Annotated in this window: 19 protein-coding genes and 1 pseudogene; 7 read left to right on the top strand and 13 right to left on the bottom strand. The window is 51.8% G+C overall.

Features of this window, described 5'->3' with window-relative positions; translation table 11 throughout:
• Window positions 1-16: 16 nt before the first annotated feature.
• From M1B78_RS08265 to M1B78_RS08240, 6 genes are all read right to left on the bottom strand, one after another.
• Complete coding sequence (locus M1B78_RS08265) at window positions 17-718, bottom strand: LytR/AlgR family response regulator transcription factor (RefSeq protein WP_176468284.1); 702 nt, start codon at window positions 716-718, stop codon at window positions 17-19.
• Complete coding sequence (locus M1B78_RS08260) at window positions 715-1,782, bottom strand: sensor histidine kinase (protein ID WP_257940392.1); 1,068 nt, start codon at window positions 1,780-1,782, stop codon at window positions 715-717. Before M1B78_RS08260 ends, M1B78_RS08265 begins: the two co-directional genes overlap by 4 nt.
• A gap of 248 nt (window positions 1,783-2,030) precedes the next feature.
• Window positions 2,031-3,251, bottom strand: a complete 1,221-nt coding sequence (locus tag M1B78_RS08255) for an ABC transporter permease (RefSeq protein WP_257940391.1) — start codon at window positions 3,249-3,251, stop codon at window positions 2,031-2,033.
• Window positions 3,251-3,997 (bottom strand): ABC transporter ATP-binding protein, encoded by a 747-nt coding sequence (locus M1B78_RS08250; RefSeq protein ID WP_136009360.1) that lies wholly within the window; start codon window positions 3,995-3,997, stop codon window positions 3,251-3,253. Before M1B78_RS08250 ends, M1B78_RS08255 begins: the two co-directional genes overlap by 1 nt.
• A gap of 15 nt (window positions 3,998-4,012) precedes the next feature.
• Complete coding sequence (locus tag M1B78_RS08245; RefSeq protein WP_257931170.1) at window positions 4,013-5,242, bottom strand: efflux RND transporter periplasmic adaptor subunit; 1,230 nt, start codon at window positions 5,240-5,242, stop codon at window positions 4,013-4,015.
• A gap of 12 nt (window positions 5,243-5,254) precedes the next feature.
• Complete coding sequence (locus M1B78_RS08240; protein WP_257940390.1) at window positions 5,255-6,655, bottom strand: TolC family protein; 1,401 nt, start codon at window positions 6,653-6,655, stop codon at window positions 5,255-5,257.
• 210 nt (window positions 6,656-6,865) lie between these two features.
• On the opposite strand from M1B78_RS08240, the gene M1B78_RS08235 reads away from it, so the two are divergent.
• The 3 genes from M1B78_RS08235 to M1B78_RS08225 all read left to right on the top strand — a co-directional run bounded on the left by M1B78_RS08235 (window position 6,866) and on the right by M1B78_RS08225 (window position 9,947).
• A complete protein-coding gene (locus M1B78_RS08235; RefSeq protein WP_117600597.1) occupies window positions 6,866-7,087 on the top strand; it encodes a DUF4492 domain-containing protein in 222 nt (73 codons plus the stop codon).
• A gap of 116 nt (window positions 7,088-7,203) precedes the next feature.
• Complete coding sequence (locus M1B78_RS08230; protein ID WP_061412888.1) at window positions 7,204-8,778, top strand: cytochrome ubiquinol oxidase subunit I; 1,575 nt, start codon at window positions 7,204-7,206, stop codon at window positions 8,776-8,778.
• 20 nt (window positions 8,779-8,798) lie between these two features.
• Window positions 8,799-9,947: a cytochrome d ubiquinol oxidase subunit II gene (locus tag M1B78_RS08225; protein ID WP_257940389.1), complete on the top strand. Its 1,149-nt coding sequence runs from the start codon at window positions 8,799-8,801 to the stop codon at window positions 9,945-9,947.
• Window positions 9,948-10,100: 153 nt separating this feature from the next.
• On the opposite strand, the gene M1B78_RS08220 is transcribed toward M1B78_RS08225, so the two are convergent.
• The 7 genes and pseudogenes from M1B78_RS08220 to M1B78_RS08190 all read right to left on the bottom strand — a co-directional run bounded on the left by M1B78_RS08220 (window position 10,101) and on the right by M1B78_RS08190 (window position 17,799).
• A complete protein-coding gene (locus tag M1B78_RS08220) occupies window positions 10,101-10,775 on the bottom strand; it encodes an OmpA family protein (protein WP_136009366.1) in 675 nt (224 codons plus the stop codon).
• Window positions 10,776-10,877: 102 nt separating this feature from the next.
• Window positions 10,878-12,207 (bottom strand): annotated as a pseudogene (locus tag M1B78_RS08215) (MATE family efflux transporter).
• Window positions 12,208-12,218: 11 nt separating this feature from the next.
• On the bottom strand, window positions 12,219-13,385 hold the full coding sequence (gene nagA / locus M1B78_RS08210; RefSeq protein WP_257940388.1) for an N-acetylglucosamine-6-phosphate deacetylase: 1,167 nt from the start codon (window positions 13,383-13,385) through the stop codon (window positions 12,219-12,221).
• 56 nt (window positions 13,386-13,441) lie between these two features.
• Entirely contained in the window at window positions 13,442-14,773 is a 1,332-nt protein-coding gene (locus M1B78_RS08205; RefSeq protein ID WP_257940387.1) for an ABC transporter substrate-binding protein, read from the bottom strand.
• 41 nt (window positions 14,774-14,814) lie between these two features.
• Window positions 14,815-15,606 (bottom strand): ABC transporter permease, encoded by a 792-nt coding sequence (locus tag M1B78_RS08200; protein WP_257940386.1) that lies wholly within the window; start codon window positions 15,604-15,606, stop codon window positions 14,815-14,817.
• A complete protein-coding gene (locus M1B78_RS08195; protein WP_136009410.1) occupies window positions 15,603-16,376 on the bottom strand; it encodes an ABC transporter permease in 774 nt (257 codons plus the stop codon). The genes M1B78_RS08200 and M1B78_RS08195 overlap by 4 nt, the downstream gene beginning before the upstream one ends.
• 16 nt (window positions 16,377-16,392) lie before the next feature.
• Window positions 16,393-17,799: an ABC transporter ATP-binding protein gene (locus M1B78_RS08190; protein WP_257940385.1), complete on the bottom strand. Its 1,407-nt coding sequence runs from the start codon at window positions 17,797-17,799 to the stop codon at window positions 16,393-16,395.
• Window positions 17,800-18,186: 387 nt separating this feature from the next.
• Here M1B78_RS08190 and M1B78_RS08185 point away from each other — a divergent pair, with 387 nt between their 5' ends.
• The 4 genes from M1B78_RS08185 to mobV all read left to right on the top strand — a co-directional run bounded on the left by M1B78_RS08185 (window position 18,187) and on the right by mobV (window position 21,744).
• A complete protein-coding gene (locus tag M1B78_RS08185) occupies window positions 18,187-19,419 on the top strand; it encodes a site-specific integrase (protein ID WP_257940384.1) in 1,233 nt (410 codons plus the stop codon).
• Between the two features lie 17 nt (window positions 19,420-19,436).
• Complete coding sequence (locus M1B78_RS08180; protein WP_257940383.1) at window positions 19,437-19,829, top strand: hypothetical protein; 393 nt, start codon at window positions 19,437-19,439, stop codon at window positions 19,827-19,829.
• A gap of 60 nt (window positions 19,830-19,889) precedes the next feature.
• Window positions 19,890-20,228, top strand: a complete 339-nt coding sequence (locus M1B78_RS08175; RefSeq protein WP_257940382.1) for a hypothetical protein — start codon at window positions 19,890-19,892, stop codon at window positions 20,226-20,228.
• Between the two features lie 154 nt (window positions 20,229-20,382).
• The gene (gene mobV / locus M1B78_RS08170; protein WP_257940381.1) at window positions 20,383-21,744 is read left to right on the top strand and encodes a MobV family relaxase; all 1,362 of its coding nucleotides are present in this window, start codon (window positions 20,383-20,385) and stop codon (window positions 21,742-21,744) included.
• The last annotated feature ends 44 nt before the right edge of the window (window positions 21,745-21,788 follow it).

Below are 21,788 nucleotides of genomic sequence, written 5' to 3'. Positions count from 1 at the left end.
GGATTGGTCGATTTTTCTAGCTTCTTCGGTCTAAAAAATCCTGAAAAGCTTGTTTGTAGCTGTCACTTACCGGGATATAATTCTTCCCGAATACGATGCGACCACGGTCTATGATGCGTATTTTTTCCTTTTGGACAATGTAGGAACGGTGGACGCGCATGAAACGCGAGGCAGGCAGGAGTTCCTCCATTGCCTTCATGCTCATTAAAGACAAGACAGGCTTGGGAGAGTCCTCCTCGTAGATTTTAAGATAGTCTTTCAACCCCTCTATGTACAGAATTCTACTCAGTTCGATTTGCACCAGCTTATACTCGCTCTTTACGAAGATGCTCCGAATCTCTTCCTTCGGCTGTTGCAGCAATTCGAACCATTGCACAGCCTTGTGGGCAGCCTGCAGAAAGTCAACGTAGGAGATGGGTTTCAGCAAGTAATCCAGCGCATTGACCTTGTAACCGTCTATGGCATATTGGTCGAAGGCGGTGGTGAAAACAATGCGGGTATTGAAATCGACCATCTTTGAAAATTCGAGTCCGTTCAGTTCGGGCATCTGGATGTCGAGGAAAAGCAGGTCGACGTGCTTTTCGGGCAATTCCTTGATGGCTTGCACGGCACTGGAATATTTACCGGCCAACTCCAGAAACGGGGTCTTGTTGACGTAGCTTTCCAGAAGCCCCAAAGCAAGAGGTTCGTCGTCTACAATGGCACACTTCAGATTCATATTTTTATAATTAAAATCGATTTATACTCTTTCATGTCTTCGCTCACTTCCTGCTGCCAGCCGTAATGACCGGGATAGGTCAGTTCCAGACGCTTGCGTACCTGTTCCAGACCGATGCCGCTTCCGCTTTTGTCTGCCATGCTTTTGGGATGGTAGCTGTTGGTTATTTCGCAGCATATCTCTCCGGGACTTTCACTGAAGTGGATGCGGATATAGCTGGGCTCGGTAGGGGAGATGCCATGCTTGAAGGCATTCTCTATTAGAGAGATGAAGATGAGCGGAGCTATTTCCGTACGACTGTCCGGCCGGATGTCTATCTTTGTTTCCACAGTGACGTTGGAGGAGAGACGGATGCGCATCAGTTCGATGTAGTTGCGGATAAAGTCCATCTCCTTGTTCAGGGTGACGAAGCTCTGCTGGTTGTCGTACAGCACATGGCGCAGCAACCGGCTCAGTTCCTGGACAGCGGTTTGTGCCTTGTCGGCATCGAAGGCGATGAGGGCGTAGATGTTGTTCAGCGTGTTGAGCAGGAAATGCGGGTTGAGTTGGTTGCGCAGGTTTTTCAGCTCGGCTTCCGTGCGGCTTTTCTCGGCTTCCCGGCGGGCAGCGTCCATCTGTACCCAGCGTCCGCTCATCTTGATGGCGGCACTTAGCCCTATGGTCAGTATCATGGAGAAGGCATCGCGCAGGATGAATATCCATTTGGGAGGTCCTATGCGTTTGCTGCCTTTATCATCGTGGGCGTGTGTCTGAAACATGTATTCTTGCCATAGGTGGGCACCGGCGGTGATACAGATAATCAGCAGTGCGTTGAGCAGCAGATACTGCTTGATGCGTCCTTCGAACAAGTATCGTGGAATCAGGAAACAATAGTTTACGTAGAACACGATGAGAAAGGAGAGGGGGATGACACTGCCGTGGCGCAGATAGTCCATCCAGGTGATGTTGAATCCGCTTCGCGTCATCATCAGAAAGGGGAAACCGAATATGATTCCCCAGCCTATGATGTGTATCAGGATTTCGATGCCACAGCGGCGTGGGTTGGGAAGTTGCAGTTTCATCATGACACAAAGATAATATTTTTATATGGATATTGAAAACATCCGCAACACCTGTAGAGCTTTTCCTTGTTCGCAGGTTGCGGATATGTATTCCAAGGTTGCGGATATGTGTCCCCAGCTTGCGGATGTCTATCCCAAGGCTTGGGATAGAGATTATCTTTAGTTCCGCATAACTTTTCTTCTTGTTGGCAGAAAGTTTTTTCCTAATACATAGAAAGTTCTTTCCTAATGTCCGACAAGAGGAAGACTGGTTATTCGTAGCGTATGGCTTCTATCGGGTCGAGGTCCGCAGCCTTCTTGGCGGGATACCAACCGAAGAACACACCGGTAACGGTACATACGGCGAAGGAGAGGAATACGCTCCATGGCTGTATGAAGATGGGCCAGTGGGCAACGCTTTTCACTATCCAACTGGCGCCGCAGCCTATGATGACGCCGATAATGCCTCCAGTGATGCTGATAAGAATGGCTTCGATGAGGAACTGGCTCAAGATGTCGACACCGCGTGCGCCTACACTCATGCGTAGACCGATTTCGCGCGTGCGTTCCGTCACCGATACATACATGATGTTCATGATGCCGATGCCGCCCACAACGAGCGAGATGCCGGCGATGCAGGCAAGCAACGTGGTCATCAGGTCGGTGGTGGAGTTCAGCATGGTGCTGAGTTCCTGCTGGCTGCGGATGGTGAAGTCGTCATCGTCACTCTCCTTCAGCTTGTGGTTGCGGCGTAGTATCCCGGTAATTTCGCCGGTGGCATTGTCTGTCATCTGCTCGGTAAGGGCAGAGGCGAAGATACCGCTGAGATAGGTCTGTGCCAGCAGGCGTTTCATCACGGTGCTGTAAGGGGCAAGCACGACATCGTCCTGGTCCATGCCCATGGAGTTGTAGCCTTTGGACTTCAGCACGCCCACCACGCGGAAGGGAATTTGGTTGAAGCGTATGATACGTCCTACGGGGTCTTCTCCACCGGGGAAGAGATTGTCCCGGATGGTCTTTCCGATGACGCACACCTTGGCGGAGGTCTGTATGTCGGCTTCGGTAAACATTTCGCCGTTCTCTACGCTGAGCTGCCGGATTTCGAGATAATCCGTACCGACGCCGCTCACAGAGGAGGGGTAGTTGTTGTTGCCGGCGATGAGTTGTCCGCTGGAGGAGACATTGGGACTGACGGCAGCCAGGAAGTTGGTTTCGTTGCGCAGGGCTTCGTAGTCGGTCAGCTTCAGTGTCTGCATGGCGCTGGGGTCTTGGCGGACACCGCCACGCATGTCGGCACCGGGATGAATCATAATCATGTTGGAGCCCATCTCGGAGATTTGCGCTTGGATGCTTTTCTTCGAACCTTGTCCGATGGCAAGCATCGTGATGACGGACGCCACGCCGATGATGATGCCCAGCATGGTGAGGAATGCGCGCAGCTTGTTGTTGTTCAAGGCTCGCAGGGCTATTTTGAAAAGGTTTGTTCCGTTCATTAGTCTTCCTCCTGTTTAGGTAATGCGGCCAGGGCTTCGGCTGCATTCTGAATATGGGTGTTGATTGTATCGTCCTTGATTTGCCCGTCGCGCAGCACGATGTTGCGGCTGCTGTACTGGGCTATTTCGGGATTGTGTGTCACGAAGATGATAGTACGTCCTTCGGCATGCAGCTTTTGGAACAGTACCAGAATCTCGAAAGAGGTACGGGTGTCCAGATTACCCGTGGCTTCGTCTGCCAGGATAACCGCGGGATTGTTCACCAGGGCGCGGGCGATGGCTACGCGTTGCATCTGTCCGCCGGACATCTGATTGGACTTATGCTCCAGTCGGTCTCCCAGTCCTACGGCTTGCAGGGCTTCGATGGCGCGCCTCCGCCTTTCGGAAGCCGAGACGGAGGAGTTGTACATCAGCGGTAGCTCTACATTCTCCACAGCAGTGGTTTTGGGCAGCAGGTTATAGTTTTGGAATACGAATCCGATTTTACGGTTGCGCAGTACGGCACGTTGAGGCTTGCTCATGGTGCGTACGGAGATGCCGTCCAGCAGGTATTCGCCGCTGGTGGGCGTGTCCAGACAGCCGAGCGTATTCAGCAAAGTAGACTTTCCGGAGCCCGATGTGCCCATGATGGTGACAAACTCGCCTTCGTGGATGGTGAACGAGACGCCGCGCAGGGCATGCACGGTTTCGTCTCCCACCTGGAAGTTCCGTTTGATATTTTGAAGTTCAATGACTGCTTTGTTCATAATTCTTTTTTTATATTATTTTCCGTTCTTCTTCTTGCTTCCCGGAGGGCCGGGCATGAACGGACTTTTTTCACCGCCGGGAACTTCCCTGTTCATGTCCGGAGCACCGCTGCCGGGCAGGCTGCCGATGGTGGCTTCGGTCACCACTACGGTACCTTCGTTAATGCCGCTGATGATTTCCGTGTTGACTCCGTTGGAGATACCGATTTTCACCGGATGGGCGGTAAAGGTGTTGCCTTCGCGTGTCCAGAGTTTATGTTCCCCTTCGCAGTCTTTCACGATATCATTGTCGCCGATAAGCGGTTTTTCGGGGTTGAAACGCAGGGCACGGGCGGGAGCGCACAGCACGTTTTTGCGGTCGAGGGTGAAGATGGTGACGTTGGCTGTCAGACGTGGCTTCAGTTTCAGGTCCGGGTTGTGGGCGGAGATGACTACTTCGTAGGTCACAACCGTGCTGGTGCCGGTGCTCGACGTGCTGCTTGAGCTGGCATCTCCTAGGCGGATTTGCGTGACTACTCCTTCAAACACGTCATTCGGATAGGCGTCTACGGTAAATGTGGCGCGCTGTCCTTCTTCCACACCGCCTATGTCGGCTTCATCCACATCGGCCACAACTTGCATCTGCGTCAGGTCGGCAGCGATGGTGAACAGTGTCGGCGTCTCGAATCCGGAAGCTACGGTCTGTCCGGCTTCCACGTCGCGGCTGATGACCACGCCGTCAATGGGAGAGGTGATGGTGGCATAGGAAAGGTTGCGTTCGGCCTTTGCCAGTGATGCCTGGCTGCTTTCGTAGTTGCTCTTGGCTTTCTCGTAGTTATAGACGGACTGCTCATAGTCCGTTGTGGCGATGAGCTGCTTTTCGTTCAAGGTCTTGTTGCGTTCGTAGAGTTTCTTCTGGTAGTCGTACTCGGCCTTTGCACCGTTATAGGCGGCGCGTTGCGAAGCGAGTTCGCTTTGCAGTGTCACGCGGTCCATCTCGGCAATGAGCTGGCCTTTGGTTACTACGGAATTGTAGTCTACATAAATCTTGTCGATGATACCGCTCACCTGGGTACCCACTTCTACTTCCGTCACCGGTTCGATGGTTCCCGTGGCGGTTACGGATTCGGCAATCTCGCCTTTACTGACGGTGGCTGTGGCGTAGGTCACCCCGTGCTTGGCCTTTGCGCCACCAAAGAGGCATACGCTGCCGCCCACTATGACTACGGCAGCTACGGCAATGAGGATGGTTCTTTTTTTGTTCATATATATAAGGTATTATAATTCGATTTTTTTTCCTTGGTAAAACTTCAGTAGCTGCATGTTCAGTATTGCCATGTACTTGGCCTGCAGCGTTTCCTGCTGTGCGTTGAGCAGATTGCTCTTTTCCGTCAGCAGTTCTACGGTATTCTTCATGCCCAGGTTGAACTGTTCCCGGATTAGCTCATAGCTGGTTTGTGTACTTTTCAGTTTCTCCGTAGCAGCGACGTAGCGTTGCTGTGCGCTGTTGGCATCGAGCCAGAGGGTTTCGACGGTTTTGTACAGTGCCTTCTGGGCATCCAGCAAGTCCAGCTCACTGGTTTGCTTCTGAATTTTGGCTTTCTCTACGGCACTTTTGGTCTGCCGGTTACTGAAGATGGGCACGCTTACGGTGAAGCCCAGCGAGTTGTTCCAGTTCTGCTTTACCTGCTCGCTGAAGGTGAAGTCGTTGCCATTGGCATGGCTGGTTCCGATACCGGCGCTGAGGCTCAGTGTAGGCAGATAGCCTGCGCGGGCAATCTTGATGTCGAGGTCGGATGTCTGTATGTTCAGTTTGCCTGCTTCTATCTCCGGACGAAGCACGAGGGCTGAGCGATAGACATCCGTCTTGGCGGGCAGGGGTGCCAGTACGTTTTCCGTGCCGAGTGTGGGGATGTAGAGGTTCATCTCGGATTCGCCGTCCAGTTCCAGAAGCTGTTTCAGCTGTAGTTTGTAGTCTTGCAGGGTGGCTTGCGCTGTTACCAACTGGTACTTGTCGGTGCTTACCTGCGCTTCCAGTTGTGCCAGGTCGCTCTTGGCTATGCTTCCTGCTTCAAGAAGCTGGCGGGCGCGTTCGCATTCGGCCTGGCTCACTTTCAGGGTAGATTCGTTCACTTTCACGGCTTCGGTGGCGTAGAGTATCTGTACGTAGTTCTGTGCGATGCTTTCCTCGATGCTGTTTTCGCTTTGGGCCACGCTGAGCTTGGCAATGCGGCGGTTCAGTTGCTGCTGTTTGATGGTGTTGAGGCGCTTCCCGCCATTGTAGAGAGTCCAGTTGGCATCAATGCCGTAGCTACCGTTGTAGGAAGTCTTGCTCTGGCTGCTGGTGATATTGTCACCGTCGATGATGGTGTTTGTTTCGCTCTTCGGGCGATTCACGATACGCTGGTTCACACTGGCCGAAAGGTTGGGGAAGAGGGCGGCTTGGGCGGCCTTTACGTCTACCCGGGCACTTTCCGCACTGAGGCGGTTCTTACGGATGGTGATGTTTTGCCGTAAGGCATAGTCGATGCACGACTGCAAGTCCCATAGGGCGGCCAGGCTGTCGGCAGGCTGTTCGGAATTTCCGATAGTCTGCGCGGGAGTGGCGTTTTGGGCGGCCAATCCCATGCAGCTTGCCATACATAGCGCTATCACTGTCAATCTTTTTACATTCGTCATATCTTCGTTATTCTATGGTTTTACATTGGCAAATGTAGCGGAGTGGAGAAAGGATTGCAAAAGTGATAGACGTTGGGAGAATTTTTCTCGTCTAAAATCTTTTTTGTACCGATGAATGGGAGAACTCTTTTTTCTGTTCAACTTTTTACTTTTTTATTTGTTCTTTATATAAAAGTATTTTATATTTGTAATCATTATAATTTTATCGACATGAAACGGACTGCGGTGAATATTTGGCGTTTTTATTTGGAAGGTTTCCGAAGTATGACGTTAGGGCGTACTTTGTGGCTTATCATCCTTGTGAAGTTATTTATCATGTTCTTTATTCTCCGCCTTTTCTTCTTCCCACGGTTTCTGAATACCCCCGTGGTGGGCGATGACAAGGAAGGCTATGTCAGTAATGAGCTTATCCATCGGAGTCTGGGCGACTAAACACGGAGACACAGAGTTTATTTCCTTGCCCTTATAAATTCTCCGTGTCTCTCTGTTCTTACCCGATAACTTAAAAACTTAATAACTCATAACTTATAACTCATAACTTGATTCTTATGCTTGGACACATTGACACTTCCCTGATTGACTGGTCGAGAGCCCAATTTGCCTTGACCGCCATCTATCACTGGATTTTTGTGCCGCTGACACTTGGACTGGCGGTAATTATGGGCATCATGGAGACAGCGTACTACCGTACGGGTGACGAATTTTGGAAACGTACTGCCAAATTCTGGATGAAGATTTTCGGTATCAACTTTGCTATTGGTGTAGCAACCGGTATTATTCTGGAATTTGAATTCGGTACGAATTGGAGTAATTACAGTTGGTTTGTGGGCGACATCTTCGGTGCGCCGCTTGCCATCGAGGGTATTTTGGCTTTCTTTATGGAAGCAACGTTTATCGCCGTCATGTTCTTCGGCTGGGATAAGGTGAGCAAGCGTTTCCACCTGGCATCTACTTGGCTCACGGGGCTGGGCGCCACGATTTCTGCCTGGTGGATTCTGGTTGCCAATGCGTGGATGCAGAATCCCGTAGGTATGGAGTTCAATCCCGATACGGCACGCAACGAGATGGTGGACTTCTGGGCTGTGGCAACTTCGCCGATGGCTGTCAACAAGTTCTTCCACAGCGTGCTGTCCGGCTGGGTGCTGGCTGCCGTGTTTGTAGTAGGCGTAAGCTGCTGGTATCTGTGGAAGAAGCGCGAGAAGAAATTTGCGCTGGCAAGTGTAAAGATTGCCGCATGGGTAGGTCTGTGTGCCGCTGTGCTCTCTGCCTGGACGGGTGATGGCTCGGGCTATCAGGTGGCGCAAAAGCAGCCGATGAAGCTGGCTGCTATGGAAGGCTATTATGAAGGGCGGCAAGGTGCCGGACTGGTAGCGTTCGGGCTGCTGAATCCTGCCAAGCAGACACCGCAGGACGGAGTAGACCCATTCCTTTTCCGTGTGGAAATTCCGAAGATGCTGTCGTTGCTTGCCGAGCGCAAGATGGATGCTTTTGTTCCCGGTATCAATGACCTGCTGAAAGGCGGATATCCGTTGAGCGATGGTACCGTAGCGCTTTCGGCAGAGGAGAAAATAGAAAAAGGAAAAACGGCTATCGGTGCGTTTGCCGCCTATCGTGCAGCCAAGGCTGCGGGCAATGAGGCAGATGCAGAGGTGGCTGCCAAAGTGTTGAAAGATAATGTAGCCTATTTCGGTTACGGTTATATCAAGGACGTGAACGAGCTGGTGCCCAATGTGCCCCTTACGTTCTACATGTTCCGTGTGATGGTGATGTTGGGTGGGTACTTCATCCTCTTCTTTATTGTGGTGCTGTTCCTGGCCTATAAGAAAGACTTGTCGCGGATGCCATGGATGCATTGGGTGGCTATGCTCACCATTCCGCTGGGCTATCTGGCTGGACAAGCCGGATGGGTGGTTGCCGAGTGTGGTCGCCAGCCGTGGGCCATCCAAGATATGCTGCCCACGAGTGCCGCCATCTCTAAGCTGGATGTAGGCTCCGTGCAGACCACGTTCTTTATCTTCCTGGTACTTTTCACTGTCATGCTGATTGCTGAGGTGGGAATTATGCTGAAGGCCATTCGCAAAGGTCCGGAAACCGAAACGCACACACCGTCACATAACTCATAACTTATAACTCATAACTCACAATGAATGCTTATATATTTCTTCAACACTATTGGTGGTTTGTAGTCTCCTTGCTGGGAGCACTACTGGTATTCCTGCTGTTCGTGCAGGGAGGTAATTCGCTTCTGTTCTGTCTGGGGAAGACGGAGGAGCAGAAGAAGATGATGATTAATTCTACGGGACGGAAGTGGGAGTTCACGTTTACAACGCTTGTCACGTTTGGAGGCGCGTTCTTTGCTTCGTTTCCGTTGTTCTATAGTACCAGTTTCGGAGGAGCTTATTGGTTGTGGATGATTATTCTGTTCAGCTTTGTGTTGCAGGCTGTCAGCTACGAGTTTCAGTCGAAGGCGGGAAATCTGCTGGGCAAGACAACGTATCGCACGTTCCTGGTGATAAACGGAGTGGTAGGTCCGGTATTGCTGGGTGGGGCGGTTGCTACGTTCTTCACGGGGTCTAACTTCTATATCAATAAAGGGAATATCGCAGATGCGGCAATGCCGGTTATCAGCCAATGGGCTAACGGCTGGCATGGGTTGGATGCGCTGCTTAATCCGTGGAATGTGGTGCTGGGGCTGGCTGTGTTCTTTCTGGCACGTATCTTGGGAGCGCTTTATTTTATTAATAATATCAATGAGGATGATTTGGTGAAACGCTGCCGCCGGGCACTCTGGGGAAATACGGCGTTGTTCCTGGTATTCTTCCTGGCCTTCGTCATCCGCACGCTGCTTGCCGACGGCTATGCTGTACGTCCGGAAACGGGAGAGGTGTTTATGGAACCTTACAAGTATCTGACGAACTTCCTGCAGATGCCGGTAGTGCTGCTTGTATTTCTTGTTGGTGTGGTGGCTGTGCTCTGGGGCATCATCCGCACGCTGTGGAAGCCGACATTCGATAAAGGTATCTGGTTTGCCGGTGCAGGGACGGTGCTTACGGTATTGGCACTGCTGCTTGTGACAGGCTATAACAATACGGCCTATTATCCTTCTACCCACGACCTGCAAAGCTCACTCACGTTGGCAAACAGTTGCTCGAGTCAGTTCACACTGAAGGTTATGGCTTATGTCTCTATCCTTGTTCCTTTCGTTCTTGCCTACATCTTTTACGCATGGCGCAGCATAGACAATCGTAAGATTGATGCGAAGGAGATGGAAGAGGGTGGACACGCATATTGATTGAAAATTGAAGTGAGAGAGACTAAGGATGCAGAACTGGGTGCCAGTTTCATCAATCGCAGAATTAGTCTTTCTCTTTTATCGTTTTTTGTATTTTTGACAATGTGATTAATGTGCCAATATGCTAATCGGCACATTAATCACATTCGCACGTTAATTAGCTGCTTCCGCATTCTTAATCATCTGTTCGCTGGCATACATGTATACTTCCACGCGTCGGTTCTGGTCGGCAGACAGACTTTCGTCGTATTCGTTGTATCCCACGCCTTCCACTTTCTTGAATTGGGCTGGAGATACACCGCAATCCTGCAAATAGTTCTCTACGGCATAGGCACGATTCTTGGAAACCTTCATGTTAGCTTCGTAAGTACCCACCTTGTCGGTATGGCCGATGATGGCAATATCCGTTGTCGGGTCTTCCTTCAGAATTTGTGCAAGTTCGCGCAGGGAAGCCTTGGCATCGTTGCTCAGTGCTGCAGAGTTGAAGCCGAACAAAATACCTGCTGCAAAGGATACTTTGACAGCCGGCAAGCCGTTGGCATCCGTTACCTGCTCCACTTGGGCACCTTCAATCTTGGCAGCTTCGGCAGCCTTTTTGTCCATTTTGTGTCCGATGGCAACACCGGCACCCGTACCTACTGCCGCGCCTACTGCCGCGCCAATGGCAGCACCCTTGCCTTTACCTATCAGTCCGCCGATAATGGCACCTGCCGCTGCGCCGGAGCCACCACCGATTATTCCACCTTTTGCTTTGTTGTTCATGGTGCCACAACTGCCCAGCAGTAATGCACTGCACAGAAACAATACTGTAATTTTCATTTTCTTCATAATTCTTTTTCTTTTAAAAGTTGACTTTATCTTTAATACTGCAAATTTATGTATATAATAACCATATTTCTCTTCCTAAAGTTCGTCAGTGCGGTTGTTTTTCTAGAGAATTCTCCTTTTGATGGATATGAACCAGACTGTCAGTATCAGACCTTTTGCAATGGTGGTTCCGCTCACTGCCCACCAGATGGCATCCACCCCCCATACCCATGTGTACCAGCAGTAACGCCACTGGAATGCGCATATAGTTACATCCGATGCTTACAATGGCAGGCGGTATCGTCCGTCCCAGCCCGTAGAACACACCTTGCATGGTGATTTCCATCATCATGAACATTTGCGAATAGCCGTCAATGCGGAGATAGTCTCCACCCACGCGGTAGGCATCGCTCTCAGGCACGAAGATGGAGAACACCTCGTTGCCGAACAAGATGAACAGCAACGAGCAGAGGCTGCCGAATACACCAGTCATCCATAGGGTGGTGCGCCATGCCTGCTTCACGCGTGACTTCTGTCCCGCTGCATAGTTCTGGGCGATGAATGTACTCAGCCCTGTAGAGAACCCCTGCGAAGTATTCCAAGTAATTGCCTCGATTTGTCCTCCGGTGGTGAATGCCATCAGTCCGATGTGTCCTCCCTGCTCCGAGGCGGTGCGCGAGAGGAACATGTTGACGAAGGCAAAGAGCGTGTTCAGTGTAGCTACGGGCAGGCCGAGTTTGAAGATGCGTCGGGTATATTTCTTTTTCAGCGGAACGATAAAGGAGAGCCCTCCGAACACGGCGCTTTTCCCCCGGAGCTTGTAGAGGAAGATGCCGAAGACCGTGGCTTCGGACAGCCAGGTGGCAAGTGCGGCCCCTACTGTTCCCCAGCCAAAGCCGAAGATGAACAGAGGGTCGAGGAGGATATTCATTATCAGTCCCGTTCCGCTGATGTAGAACGGAATCTTGCTTTGCCCCGCCGCGTTGTAGATTCCCGTAAAGGCAGCAGAAAGAAAGATGAACGGCAGTCCCGTCGATACGATGCGCAGATAAGTTACGGCGGCATCCGTAATGTGCTGTTTCAGCTCGAAGATGTTCAGGATGGGGCGGGCGAAAAAGAAGAGCAGGCCTCCCCAGCAGACGGAGATGAGCAGGGCAATCGTAATGTTGTGCGAAGCAAAACTGCGTGCATCCTCTTCGTTGCGTGCACCGATGGACTGGCCCACGCTGACTTCGGCACCCACCTTGTTCAGCAGTGCGATGGAACCGGACATCCACGTCAGTATGCCTACCGCGCCTACTGCTGCCACAGACTCGCTGCCCAACCGTCCTACCCATGCCATGTCCGTCAGGCTGTAGGCCATCTGGATGAACGAGGTGGCCATGATGGGCATTGCCAGCGTGAAGAGCTGACGGTTGATGGGACCTTGTGTCAGATTCTTTGTTCCTTGCACATTGACGGGGGTTAGGTAAACAATGTATTGGCTTCTTCCACCAGTCTGCCTGCTTGCCAGACAGCGCGTATGTTCAGTTCCTTGTCCAGAATGAGGATGTCGGCATCCTTGTCTTTCTGGAGCGAGCCTTTGCAGTCGAATACGCCCATGATGCGTGCCGGAGTTTCGGAGGACATGCGCAGAGCATCGCCCAAGGGGATACCTGCTTTCACCATGGTGCGTACAAGTACGTCGCTGGTGGCGATGCTGCCCGCCAGTGCGGAACGGTCGGCAAGCTTGCAGACACCGTTGTCGATGATGTAGTGCGGGTCGCCGGACTCCTTGCTGCCGGTGGCTGCGCAGGAGAGCGCGTCGGTGACGAGGCAGGTATGCTCCACACCTTTCAGCTTGTATGCCAGGCGCAGGATGGTGGAGGGCAGATGGATGCCATCGGCAATCAGTTCGATGGTCATGCCGTCCGTCAGATAGACACTTTCCACGGTGCCTTCGTACTTGTACTCACGGCGTTTATGGAAGCCCGGCATGGCATTGTAAAAGTGTGCGGCATGGGTGAATCCGGCTTCGTAGGCTTTTTTGATACCGTCGTACTCGGCCTCGGTGTGCGAGGCGGCTACCAGTATGCCGTGGTCGTGGAGGTAGCGTGCCATCTCCAGTGCTCCGGGCAGTTCGGGGGATGCGTCCCAACGGCGGATGCAACGGGTGCTTTCGATGAGTTCGCGATATTCCTTTTCTTCAATTTCCTTCACCAGTCCGGAGAACTGGCTGCCTGCCATCTTCGGGTTAAGGTAGGGCCCTTCGATGTGCAGGCCGAGTATGGGGCTGCCGGGTTCCTGCATCAGTTGCTCGCAAAGGGCGGCTGCCTGGTGCAGCTTGTCGAAGGGGGAAGAGGAAAGGGTGGGGAAGATACTCGTGGCTCCATACTTCAGATGGGTGTGGACAGCGGTGCGGAAGGCTTCCGGGGTACATTCCGTAAAGTCGTATCCGCCACCTCCGTGAGCGTGCATACAGACGAAGCCGGGGACAATGTACATGCCTTTGGCATCTATCATCCGGGCACCGATGAGTGCGAGGTCACAGTTGGTCACTTCGAGAATCTTTCCATCGCGTATTAGGACAGAACCTTCGTTCAGCCAGCCTTGCGGGGTGAATATACGTCCGTTTATTATTTGGGTCAGCATTGCATTTATTTGATTATGAGTTATGAATATAATTTTGATATTAGTCTATTTTTTAATCATCGCCTTCTCCGTCTTCGGTGGTGGCGACGTTTCTGCTTGTACTTGCGTATCTTGGTATATACCAGCCAGATGAAGAGCATGCCGAAGACGGCGAAGATGAGCAGTACGATGCCCGTATTGAGGTTGTCGCCTTTCACGCGGCTCCACATTTCGAGTACCAGTTCCGTGCGGTCGCCGAAGTCGCGTATCATGGCACAGCGCTCCACGACGCGGCGGTCGGGATATTGCACCGGGTCTATCTGCAAGTTGTTGGCTCCGGGCAGGGAACCAAAGAAATAGCTTAGGTCGGAATGCACGTTAAGCGTGGTGTCGGTTTTCGCCTCCATGATTTCCGGTGTGGCGACGGCACTGACGTAACCGATGGCATCCATGTTGCGCAGTGCCACGGAGGGTTGGCAGAGGTAGTTGATGAAATAGCTTGCCGCCTTCACGTTGCGGGCGTAGCGGGGGATTACCCAGCCGTCGTACCAGATGTTGCTACCTTCGCGGGGAACGGTATAGTCCAGTTCCACGCCTACGGCATCGGCTTCCTCGATGGCCCAGACGGCATCACCGCTCCAGGTGAAGTTAAGCCACGCCTTGTTCTTGGTCATCATTTCCTTGCCGAAGTCGGCTTCCCAACCGGCAATGTTGGGCTTCATCTCCTTGAGGTATTCCTCGGCGAGGGCGATGGTCTGCGGAGAATTGTCGTTCATCAGTTGCTCTATGGTGACGGTGCTGTCGGCAAGTTCTCCGGTGTGGGCGTAGATGATGGCGGTGCCATAAGCATCGCGGTAGCTGTCCTTCATCAGTATCTTGCTGCGGTTTTCGGGGTTCCAGAGGATGGCCCACGTACTTGCCTCTTCGGCCGTGACGAACTTCTTGTTGAAGAGGATTCCGGCCGTGCCCCACATGTAGGGAACGGCATAGTCCTGAGTCCGGCGTTCCGGCTGCGAGGTCTTGTTCAGCTCTTGCCGTATGTAGGGTGACACATTGGGGATGTAGTCTGGCGTGCTGCCGAAATTGCGGTCGATGGGCAGCAGGAGGTTTTTCTTCAGCATGCGTTCGATGATATACTCCGAGGGGCATACAACGTCGAAATCTTCGTGCCCGCGTTCAATCTTGGTGAGCATGATTTCGTTGATGTCGAACACTTGGTAGATGAGGCGGATTTCTTCACCCGTCTGCTGCTTGTACCATTCGGGGAATTCGGCGAGGACATCTTCGTCAATGTAGTCGGCCCAGTTGTATATTTTCAGTACACGGTTGCGCTCTTCTGTGGAACTTCCGCAGGAGACGAGGGAGGCTATGCTGCACAGCAGAATCAGTATGTCTATTGTCCTTTTCATTGTCTTGTTTTGAAACTCCGGGTGTCTTTTTCGTTATGTCATCAAGTGTTCTTCGTCCGTTCAGCACGTTTGTTGATTACTGTCAGCAGCACCAGCACTGTCACGAAGATGATGGTGGATAAGGGGCGCAGCTCCGGTGTCAGTCCGCCTTTGCGCGCATCGGCGTAGATGTAGGTAGAGAGCGTCTCCAACCCTTGGTTGCCGATGGTGAAAATCGTCACGGCAAAGTCATCGATGGAGAGCGTGAAGGCGAGGATGAAGCCGCTTATCATGCCTGGAAATATCTCCGGAAGAATCACTTTGCGCAATGCCTGGAACGGTGTGGCGCCCAAGTCGAGTGCTGCTTCGTAGACATTCTGGTTCATCTTCTTGAGCCGGGGCATCACGCTGAGCACCACGTAGGGCGTGCAGAAGGTGATGTGTGCCAGCACCACCGTGGTGAATCCCTGCGATATACCGAAGCTGACGAATAGCAGGAACAGTGACACACCGGTGATAATGTCTGCATTCATCATTGGGATGGCATTGGCGAAGTTCATCACCTGCCGTGTGCGCGAGCGCAAGTTGAAGATGCCGATGGCGGCAATACTGCCCAGCGCCGTGCTGGCGGTGGCGGCTAGGAGCGCAATGGCGAACGTGTTCCAGATGGCGTTCATCAGCGAGTGGTGCATTCCACCCATGAACAGTGAGCTGTACAGCTTGGTGGAGAACCCCGTCCAGTTGCCCAGCACCTTGGCCTCGGTGAAGGAGAATGCCATAATTATCAGGATAGGCGAGTAGAGCAGCGCCAGCAGCAGCCACAAATAACCGCGTGTCAGAATTCGTGTCATCATATCACACCTCCGCTTTCATTCGATGCCCCGTCTTCCTCGTTGGTGAAGAGGATGGTGATGCCTATCAGCAGTAGCATGATGAGCGAGAGGGCGGCACCGTAGTTCCACATTCCGTTGTAAATATTCTCTTGTACCGTGGTGCCGAAAAGCTTGATGTTGTTCATCGTCAGCAGCTCGGCGATGGCGAAGGTGGAGACAGTGGGCATGAACACCATCACCACGCCGCTCATGATGCCCGGCATGGAAAGGGGCAGTATCACCTTGCCGAATACGCGCGTGGGGGAAGCCCCCAGGTCCTGCGCCGCCTCAATCAGGTTGTGGTCCATCTTCTGAAGTGTGTTGTAAATGGGGTATATCATGAATGGCAGGAAGTTGTAGACCATGCCGAACACCAGTGCTCCTTCGCCCAGCGGTAGGTTCAGGAAGTCGAACAACGCTACTGTGGCGAGCGTTCGTATCAAAATATTCACCCACATGGGGAGGATGAACAGCACCACCATGGTGCGCGAGGTGTTGAATTGCTTCTGGCTCAGTATATACGCTGCCGGATAGCCCAGCACGAGGCAGACCAGCGTTGTGATGACGGCTATTCCGATGGAGTAGACAAAGGTGTTCATCGCCTCGGGATGTATCATGAACTTGCGGAAGTTGGCAAGCGTAAACGCTCCCCCTTCGTCCGTAAAGGCGTAGAGCACGATGAGCAGTAGCGGCACTATGACAAATACAAGCAGAAACAGCGCGTAGGGTACCGTCCAGTTGCGCCGGCGCATGAAGAAATGGGATAACTTATTGAGCACTTCCTTCCTTATTAATAGATTGAACAATCCGTATATTTTCGGGCGCTATGGTGATACCCACGCGGTCACTGTCGTCCCATACGTCATTGGTATCAACAAATATATCTTCGTCCCAGTCCGTAAACACGGTCAGGTGGTAATGGTTCCCTTTGTAGAGGATGAATTTCACTTCACCCGTCAGCCGACCGTCCTCTTCGTTGTCTTCGAGGATGACGTGCCGGAAGTCCACTTCCACCTGCACGGTGCTGCCCGGCTCGATTTCCTGCACGGGAAGGCACTCGAAGTTGCAGCCTAGGAACTCTACGTGCGTTTCGTCCACCAGCTTTCCCTCGAAAGTGTTGCAGGTGCGTTCCTTCTTCATCACGTGGATGTCGAAGGGCTTTACCAGTAGACCCACTTCGCGTCCTGCCTCAAAGGCGTGGTAGTCCTGCACCATCAGTTCGTAGCCCTCGCGCGTCTGCACCAGCATCTCGTAGTGTACGCCTTTGAAGATGCAGCTTGTCACGGTGCCCGTCAATTGTGCGGCATCAGACACGTCGAAGATGTATATGTCTTCGGGGCGGATCACCACGTCCACTTGCGTCTGGCAGCCGAAACCTTCGTCCACGCACTCGAATTCGTGTCCGCAGAAGGTGACGGCTTTATCTTTTATCATTACTCCATTCAAGATGTTGCTCTCGCCGATGAAGTCGGCTACAAAGGAATTGATGGGCTCGTTGTAGATGTCCGTCGGCACACCTATCTGCTGGATGCGACCTTCGCTCATCACGACGATAGTGTCGCTCAGGGTCAGTGCTTCTTCTTGGTCGTGGGTCACGTACACGAAGGTGATGCCCAGTTTCTGGTGCATTTCCTTCAGCTCCATCTGCATGTCTTTGCGCATCTTGAGGTCTAGGGCGGCAAGTGGTTCGTCCAGCAGCAACACTTCAGGTTCGTTGACGATGGCGCGGGCGATGGCTACACGCTGTTGCTGCCCACCGGAGAGGGAATCCACGTCGCGGTCTTCATAGTCCGTCATGCCTACCATGCGCAGGGCTTGCTTCACCTTCTTCTCGATAGTGGCGCCGGACAGCTTCTTCAGCTTCAGCCCGAAGGCAATGTTATTGAATACGTTGAGGTGGGGGAAGAGGGCGTACTTCTGGAACACGGTGTTCACCGGACGCTTATGCGGCGGTGTCTGTGTGATGTCCTTTCCGGCAATGGTTATTACTCCTTTCGAGGCTGTCTGAAAGCCTGCGATGAGGCGCAACAGTGTTGTTTTTCCGCAGCCGGACGGTCCCAGTATTGTTACAAACTCGCCCTTACGGACAGACAAATTCACATCATTCAGCACGGCCTTGTCTCCGAAGAATTTCGATACGTGCTCCACACCGATGATGCAATCGGACTTTTGCATAAGCGTCTTTTACTTTATCCAAACGAATTAAACAAATCTCAGGCTTTCAAAAAAAGCGGATGCAAAGTTACATAATTTATTGGGAATTTTTGCTTTACTCTAAAATTCATTTGAAGTTAAAATAAACACATAGCGAAAAAGTAAATTTGGGCAAAGCGTAGCGAATTAGCTGATAGAGCGTTCGTTACGCTTTGTTTTTCTATGGGGCAGAGCCAACGAAATACCACCTCGAAGCCAAACGGTGCAGAAGTTCAGTTACCACCTCGTTACTCTCGTAACGGGTGCGGTTTTCTTGCTAAAATATTCTGTTTCTGCGTTTTGCGTTGATTTACATAGCTGTCGGTAACTCACTAAGAACTAATTTTGTAACCAAAAAAGGAGTGAGTTATGCGTAGTACATTCAAGGTATTATTTTACGTGAAGAAAGGCAGCGAGAAGCCGAACGGCAACCTGCCTCTGATGTGCCGTATCACGGTGGACGGCGAGATTAAACAGTTCAGTTGCAAGATGGACGTTCCCCCACGCTTGTGGGACGTGAAGAACAACCGTGCTTCGGGCAAGAGCGTCGAAGCGCAGAGAATCAACCTTGCGGTAGATAAAATCCGTGTGGAGGTAAACCGCCGCTATCAAGAGTTAATGCAGACGGACGGTTATGTTACCGCCGCCAAACTCAAAGACGCCTATCTCGGTATAGGCATCAAGCAGGAAACCTTGCTGAAGCTGTTCGAGCAGCACAACGCCGAATTTGAGAAGAAAGTCGGGCACAGCAGGGCGCAGAGTACATTTACCCGTTATCGGATGGTCTGCAACCATATTCGGGAGTTTTTGCCCCATACCTACAAGCGTGAGGATATTCCGTTAAAGGAACTCAACCTTACGTTTATCAACGACTTCGAGTATTTTTTGCGCACGGAGAAGAAATGCCGCACCAATACCGTGTGGGGCTATATGATTGTGTTGAAACACATCGTTTCGATAGCGAGAAACGACGGACGTTTGCCCTTTAATCCCTTTGCCGGATATATCAACTCACCCGAAAGCGTGGATAGAGGCTACCTCACACAAACGGAGATACAGACGCTCATGGACGCACCGATGAAGAATGCCACCCACGAGCTTGTACGGGACTTGTTCGTCTTTTTGGTGTTCACGGGTTTGGCGTATTCGGACGTGAAGAACCTCACCGCCGACCGCCTGCAAACATTCTTCGACGGCAACCTGTGGATAATCACACGAAGAAAGAAGACCAACACCGAATCGAACATCCGCCTTTTGGATGTTCCCAAGCGTATCATCGAAAAGTACAAGGGACTTGCAAGGAACGGTCATGTTTTCCCCGTTCCGAGCAACGGAAGTTGCAACAAGATACTTAAAGATATAGGCAGACAATGCGGCTTCAAGGTGCGTTTGACCTATCACGTTGCACGCCACACGAACGCCACGACCGTGCTTCTGTCGCACGGCGTACCCATCGAAACGGTAAGCCGCCTTTTGGGGCATACCAACATAAAGACCACCCAAATTTACGCCAAAATCACCGCCCAGAAGATAAGCCAAGACATGGAAACCTTGTCGCACAAGTTGGAAGATATGGAGAAGAATATCTGCCGAGCCATCTAATTAAAAACAGAATACCGATGAAAGAAGAAAGGGATATTATCACGATGGACGAGCAGGGCAATATCTTCCTGCCGGGCGATATAGGTGCAACCGCCATGACCGAGCGGGAAATCTGCGAACTGTTCGGGGTTATCGCCCCGACGGTTCGGGCAGGGATAAAGGCACTCTGCAAAAGCGGAGTTTTGAGTATATATGACATAAAGCGCATTATCCGCATATTGGATAGATACAGCGCGGAGGTTTACAACCTCGAAACGATAGCCGCCCTCGCTTTCCGTGTCGAATCGTTCGGGGCGGCGAAAGTCCGCAGGGCATTATTGGAAAGGATTATACACGGGCGAAAAGAGAAAACGACGGTGTTCGTGTCGGTTGTTTCGGACGGCAAGCCCAACAGCCGTTGGAAAGCATGATGATATATCAACATACCAACATGCAAACATATCAGCATACCAACATGAAAACCTATCACTATGGTGATATATATTGCAGGTTCTATTCCTCTTTTCAGAGGAAAGCGGAGCAATCATTTCCGTTTACAAAGGCAAAGCAAGCACGGGGCTTTATGTCGGCTAAAAGGTCAAGCGGCTGCGCCGTTTCCCGATAAATCTTCCTCTCGCTTCGCTGCGAGCGTATTTATCGGGAAAACCTTGTATCCGACCGCCCCATGCAAAGGAGCCTTTGAAAACGGAAACAACCGCCCCGCCACCCACCGACCGAAAGGGGAAAAATTAGGTGGGGTTATATGGGTAAGCAGACGGCAGGGACAGCCACCGCAGGGTATTTACGGAGAAAATACCGTAGCTTATTAGGGAATTTTCCGAGCCGCAATACTACGTATCGCTGAAAATTCCCCAATAAGGCAAGGGGCAAGCCCCTCTGCACACCCCATCGGGGACGGCATTTGCCGCCCCCGAAGATACAAAAAATCATTGTTTCACAAGCCAAAAAAGAAAGGAAGAATATATGGGTTTCGTAGTTTTACACATGGAAAAGGCGCACGGCAGCGACAGCGGAACGACCGCACATATCGAGCGTTTCATCATTCCGAGGAACGCCGACCCCACACGCACGCACCTAAACCGCAGGCTCATCGAATATCCCGACGGGGTGAAAGACCGTTCGGTGGCTATACAGCGAAGATTGGAAGAAGCGGGACTGACACGTAAAATCGGAAGCAACCAAGTACGGACAATCCGCATCAACGTATCGGGAACGCACGAGGACATGAAGCGGATAGAGGAAGAGGGGCGTTTGGACGAGTGGTGCGCTGACAATCTGAAATACTTCGCCGACACGTTCGGAAAGGAGAACATCGTGGCGGCTCACCTGCACAGGGACGAGGAAACGCCGCACATACACGTTACGCTCATCCCCATCGTCAAGGGAGAGCGAAAGCGCAGGAAAAGGGAGGAACAGACGAAAAAGCGATACCGCAAGAAGCCGACAGATACCGTGAGGCTGTGCGCAGACGATATTATGACACGGCTGAAATTGAAGTCCTATCAAGATACCTATGCCGAAGCGATGGCGAAATACGGGCTGCAAAGAGGCATAGACGGCTCGAAAGCTCGCCACAAGTCCACACAGCAGTATTATCGGGATATACAGAAACTTGCCGACGACCTCAAAGCGGAAGTGGTGGATTTGCAGCAGCAGAAAGAAACGGCACGGGAGGAACTAAGACGGGCGAAAAAAGAAATACAGACCGAGAAGCTGAAAGGGGCGGCAACCACCGCAGCCGCAAACATCGCCGAGAGTGTCGGTTCTCTTTTCGGCAGCAACAAGGTCAAGACGCTGGAAAGGGAAAACACTGCCTTGCATAGGGAGATAGCCGACCACGAGGAAACCATCGAAGCCCTGCAAGACAGAATACAGACCATGCAGGCAGACCACAGCCGACAGATGGCGGAAATAGAACGGAAGCACCGCAGGGAGATAGCGGACAAGGAAACGAAGCACAAGGAAGAAATATCTTTCTTGAAAACGGTAATCGCAAAGGCGGCGGCATGGTTTCCCTATTTCCGTGAAATGCTCCGTATCGAAAACCTCTGTCGCCTTATTGGGTTCGATGAAAGACAGACCGCAACGCTTGTCAAGGGAAAGCCGTTGGAGTATGCAGGGGAACTCTATTCGGAGGAACACGGACGGAAATTCACGACCGAAAAGGCAGGGTTTCAAGTGGTGAAAGACCCCACGGATGGGACGAGATTAGTTCTTGCCATTGACCGAAAGCCCATTGCCGAGTGGTTCAAGGAACAGTTCGAGAAGTTAAGGCAGAACATACGCCGACCAATACAACCGCAAAGGAAAGGCAGGAGGATTTAAGAAAAAATAGATAAATAATTAGCTGTACTACAATCACTAAATTC

Origin of the sequence: Bacteroides muris (ex Fokt et al. 2023), from assembly GCF_024704895.1 — a bacterium.
GTDB lineage: Bacteria > Bacteroidota > Bacteroidia > Bacteroidales > Bacteroidaceae > Bacteroides > Bacteroides muris.
This window is presented reverse-complemented; position numbering and strand designations above follow the sequence as displayed.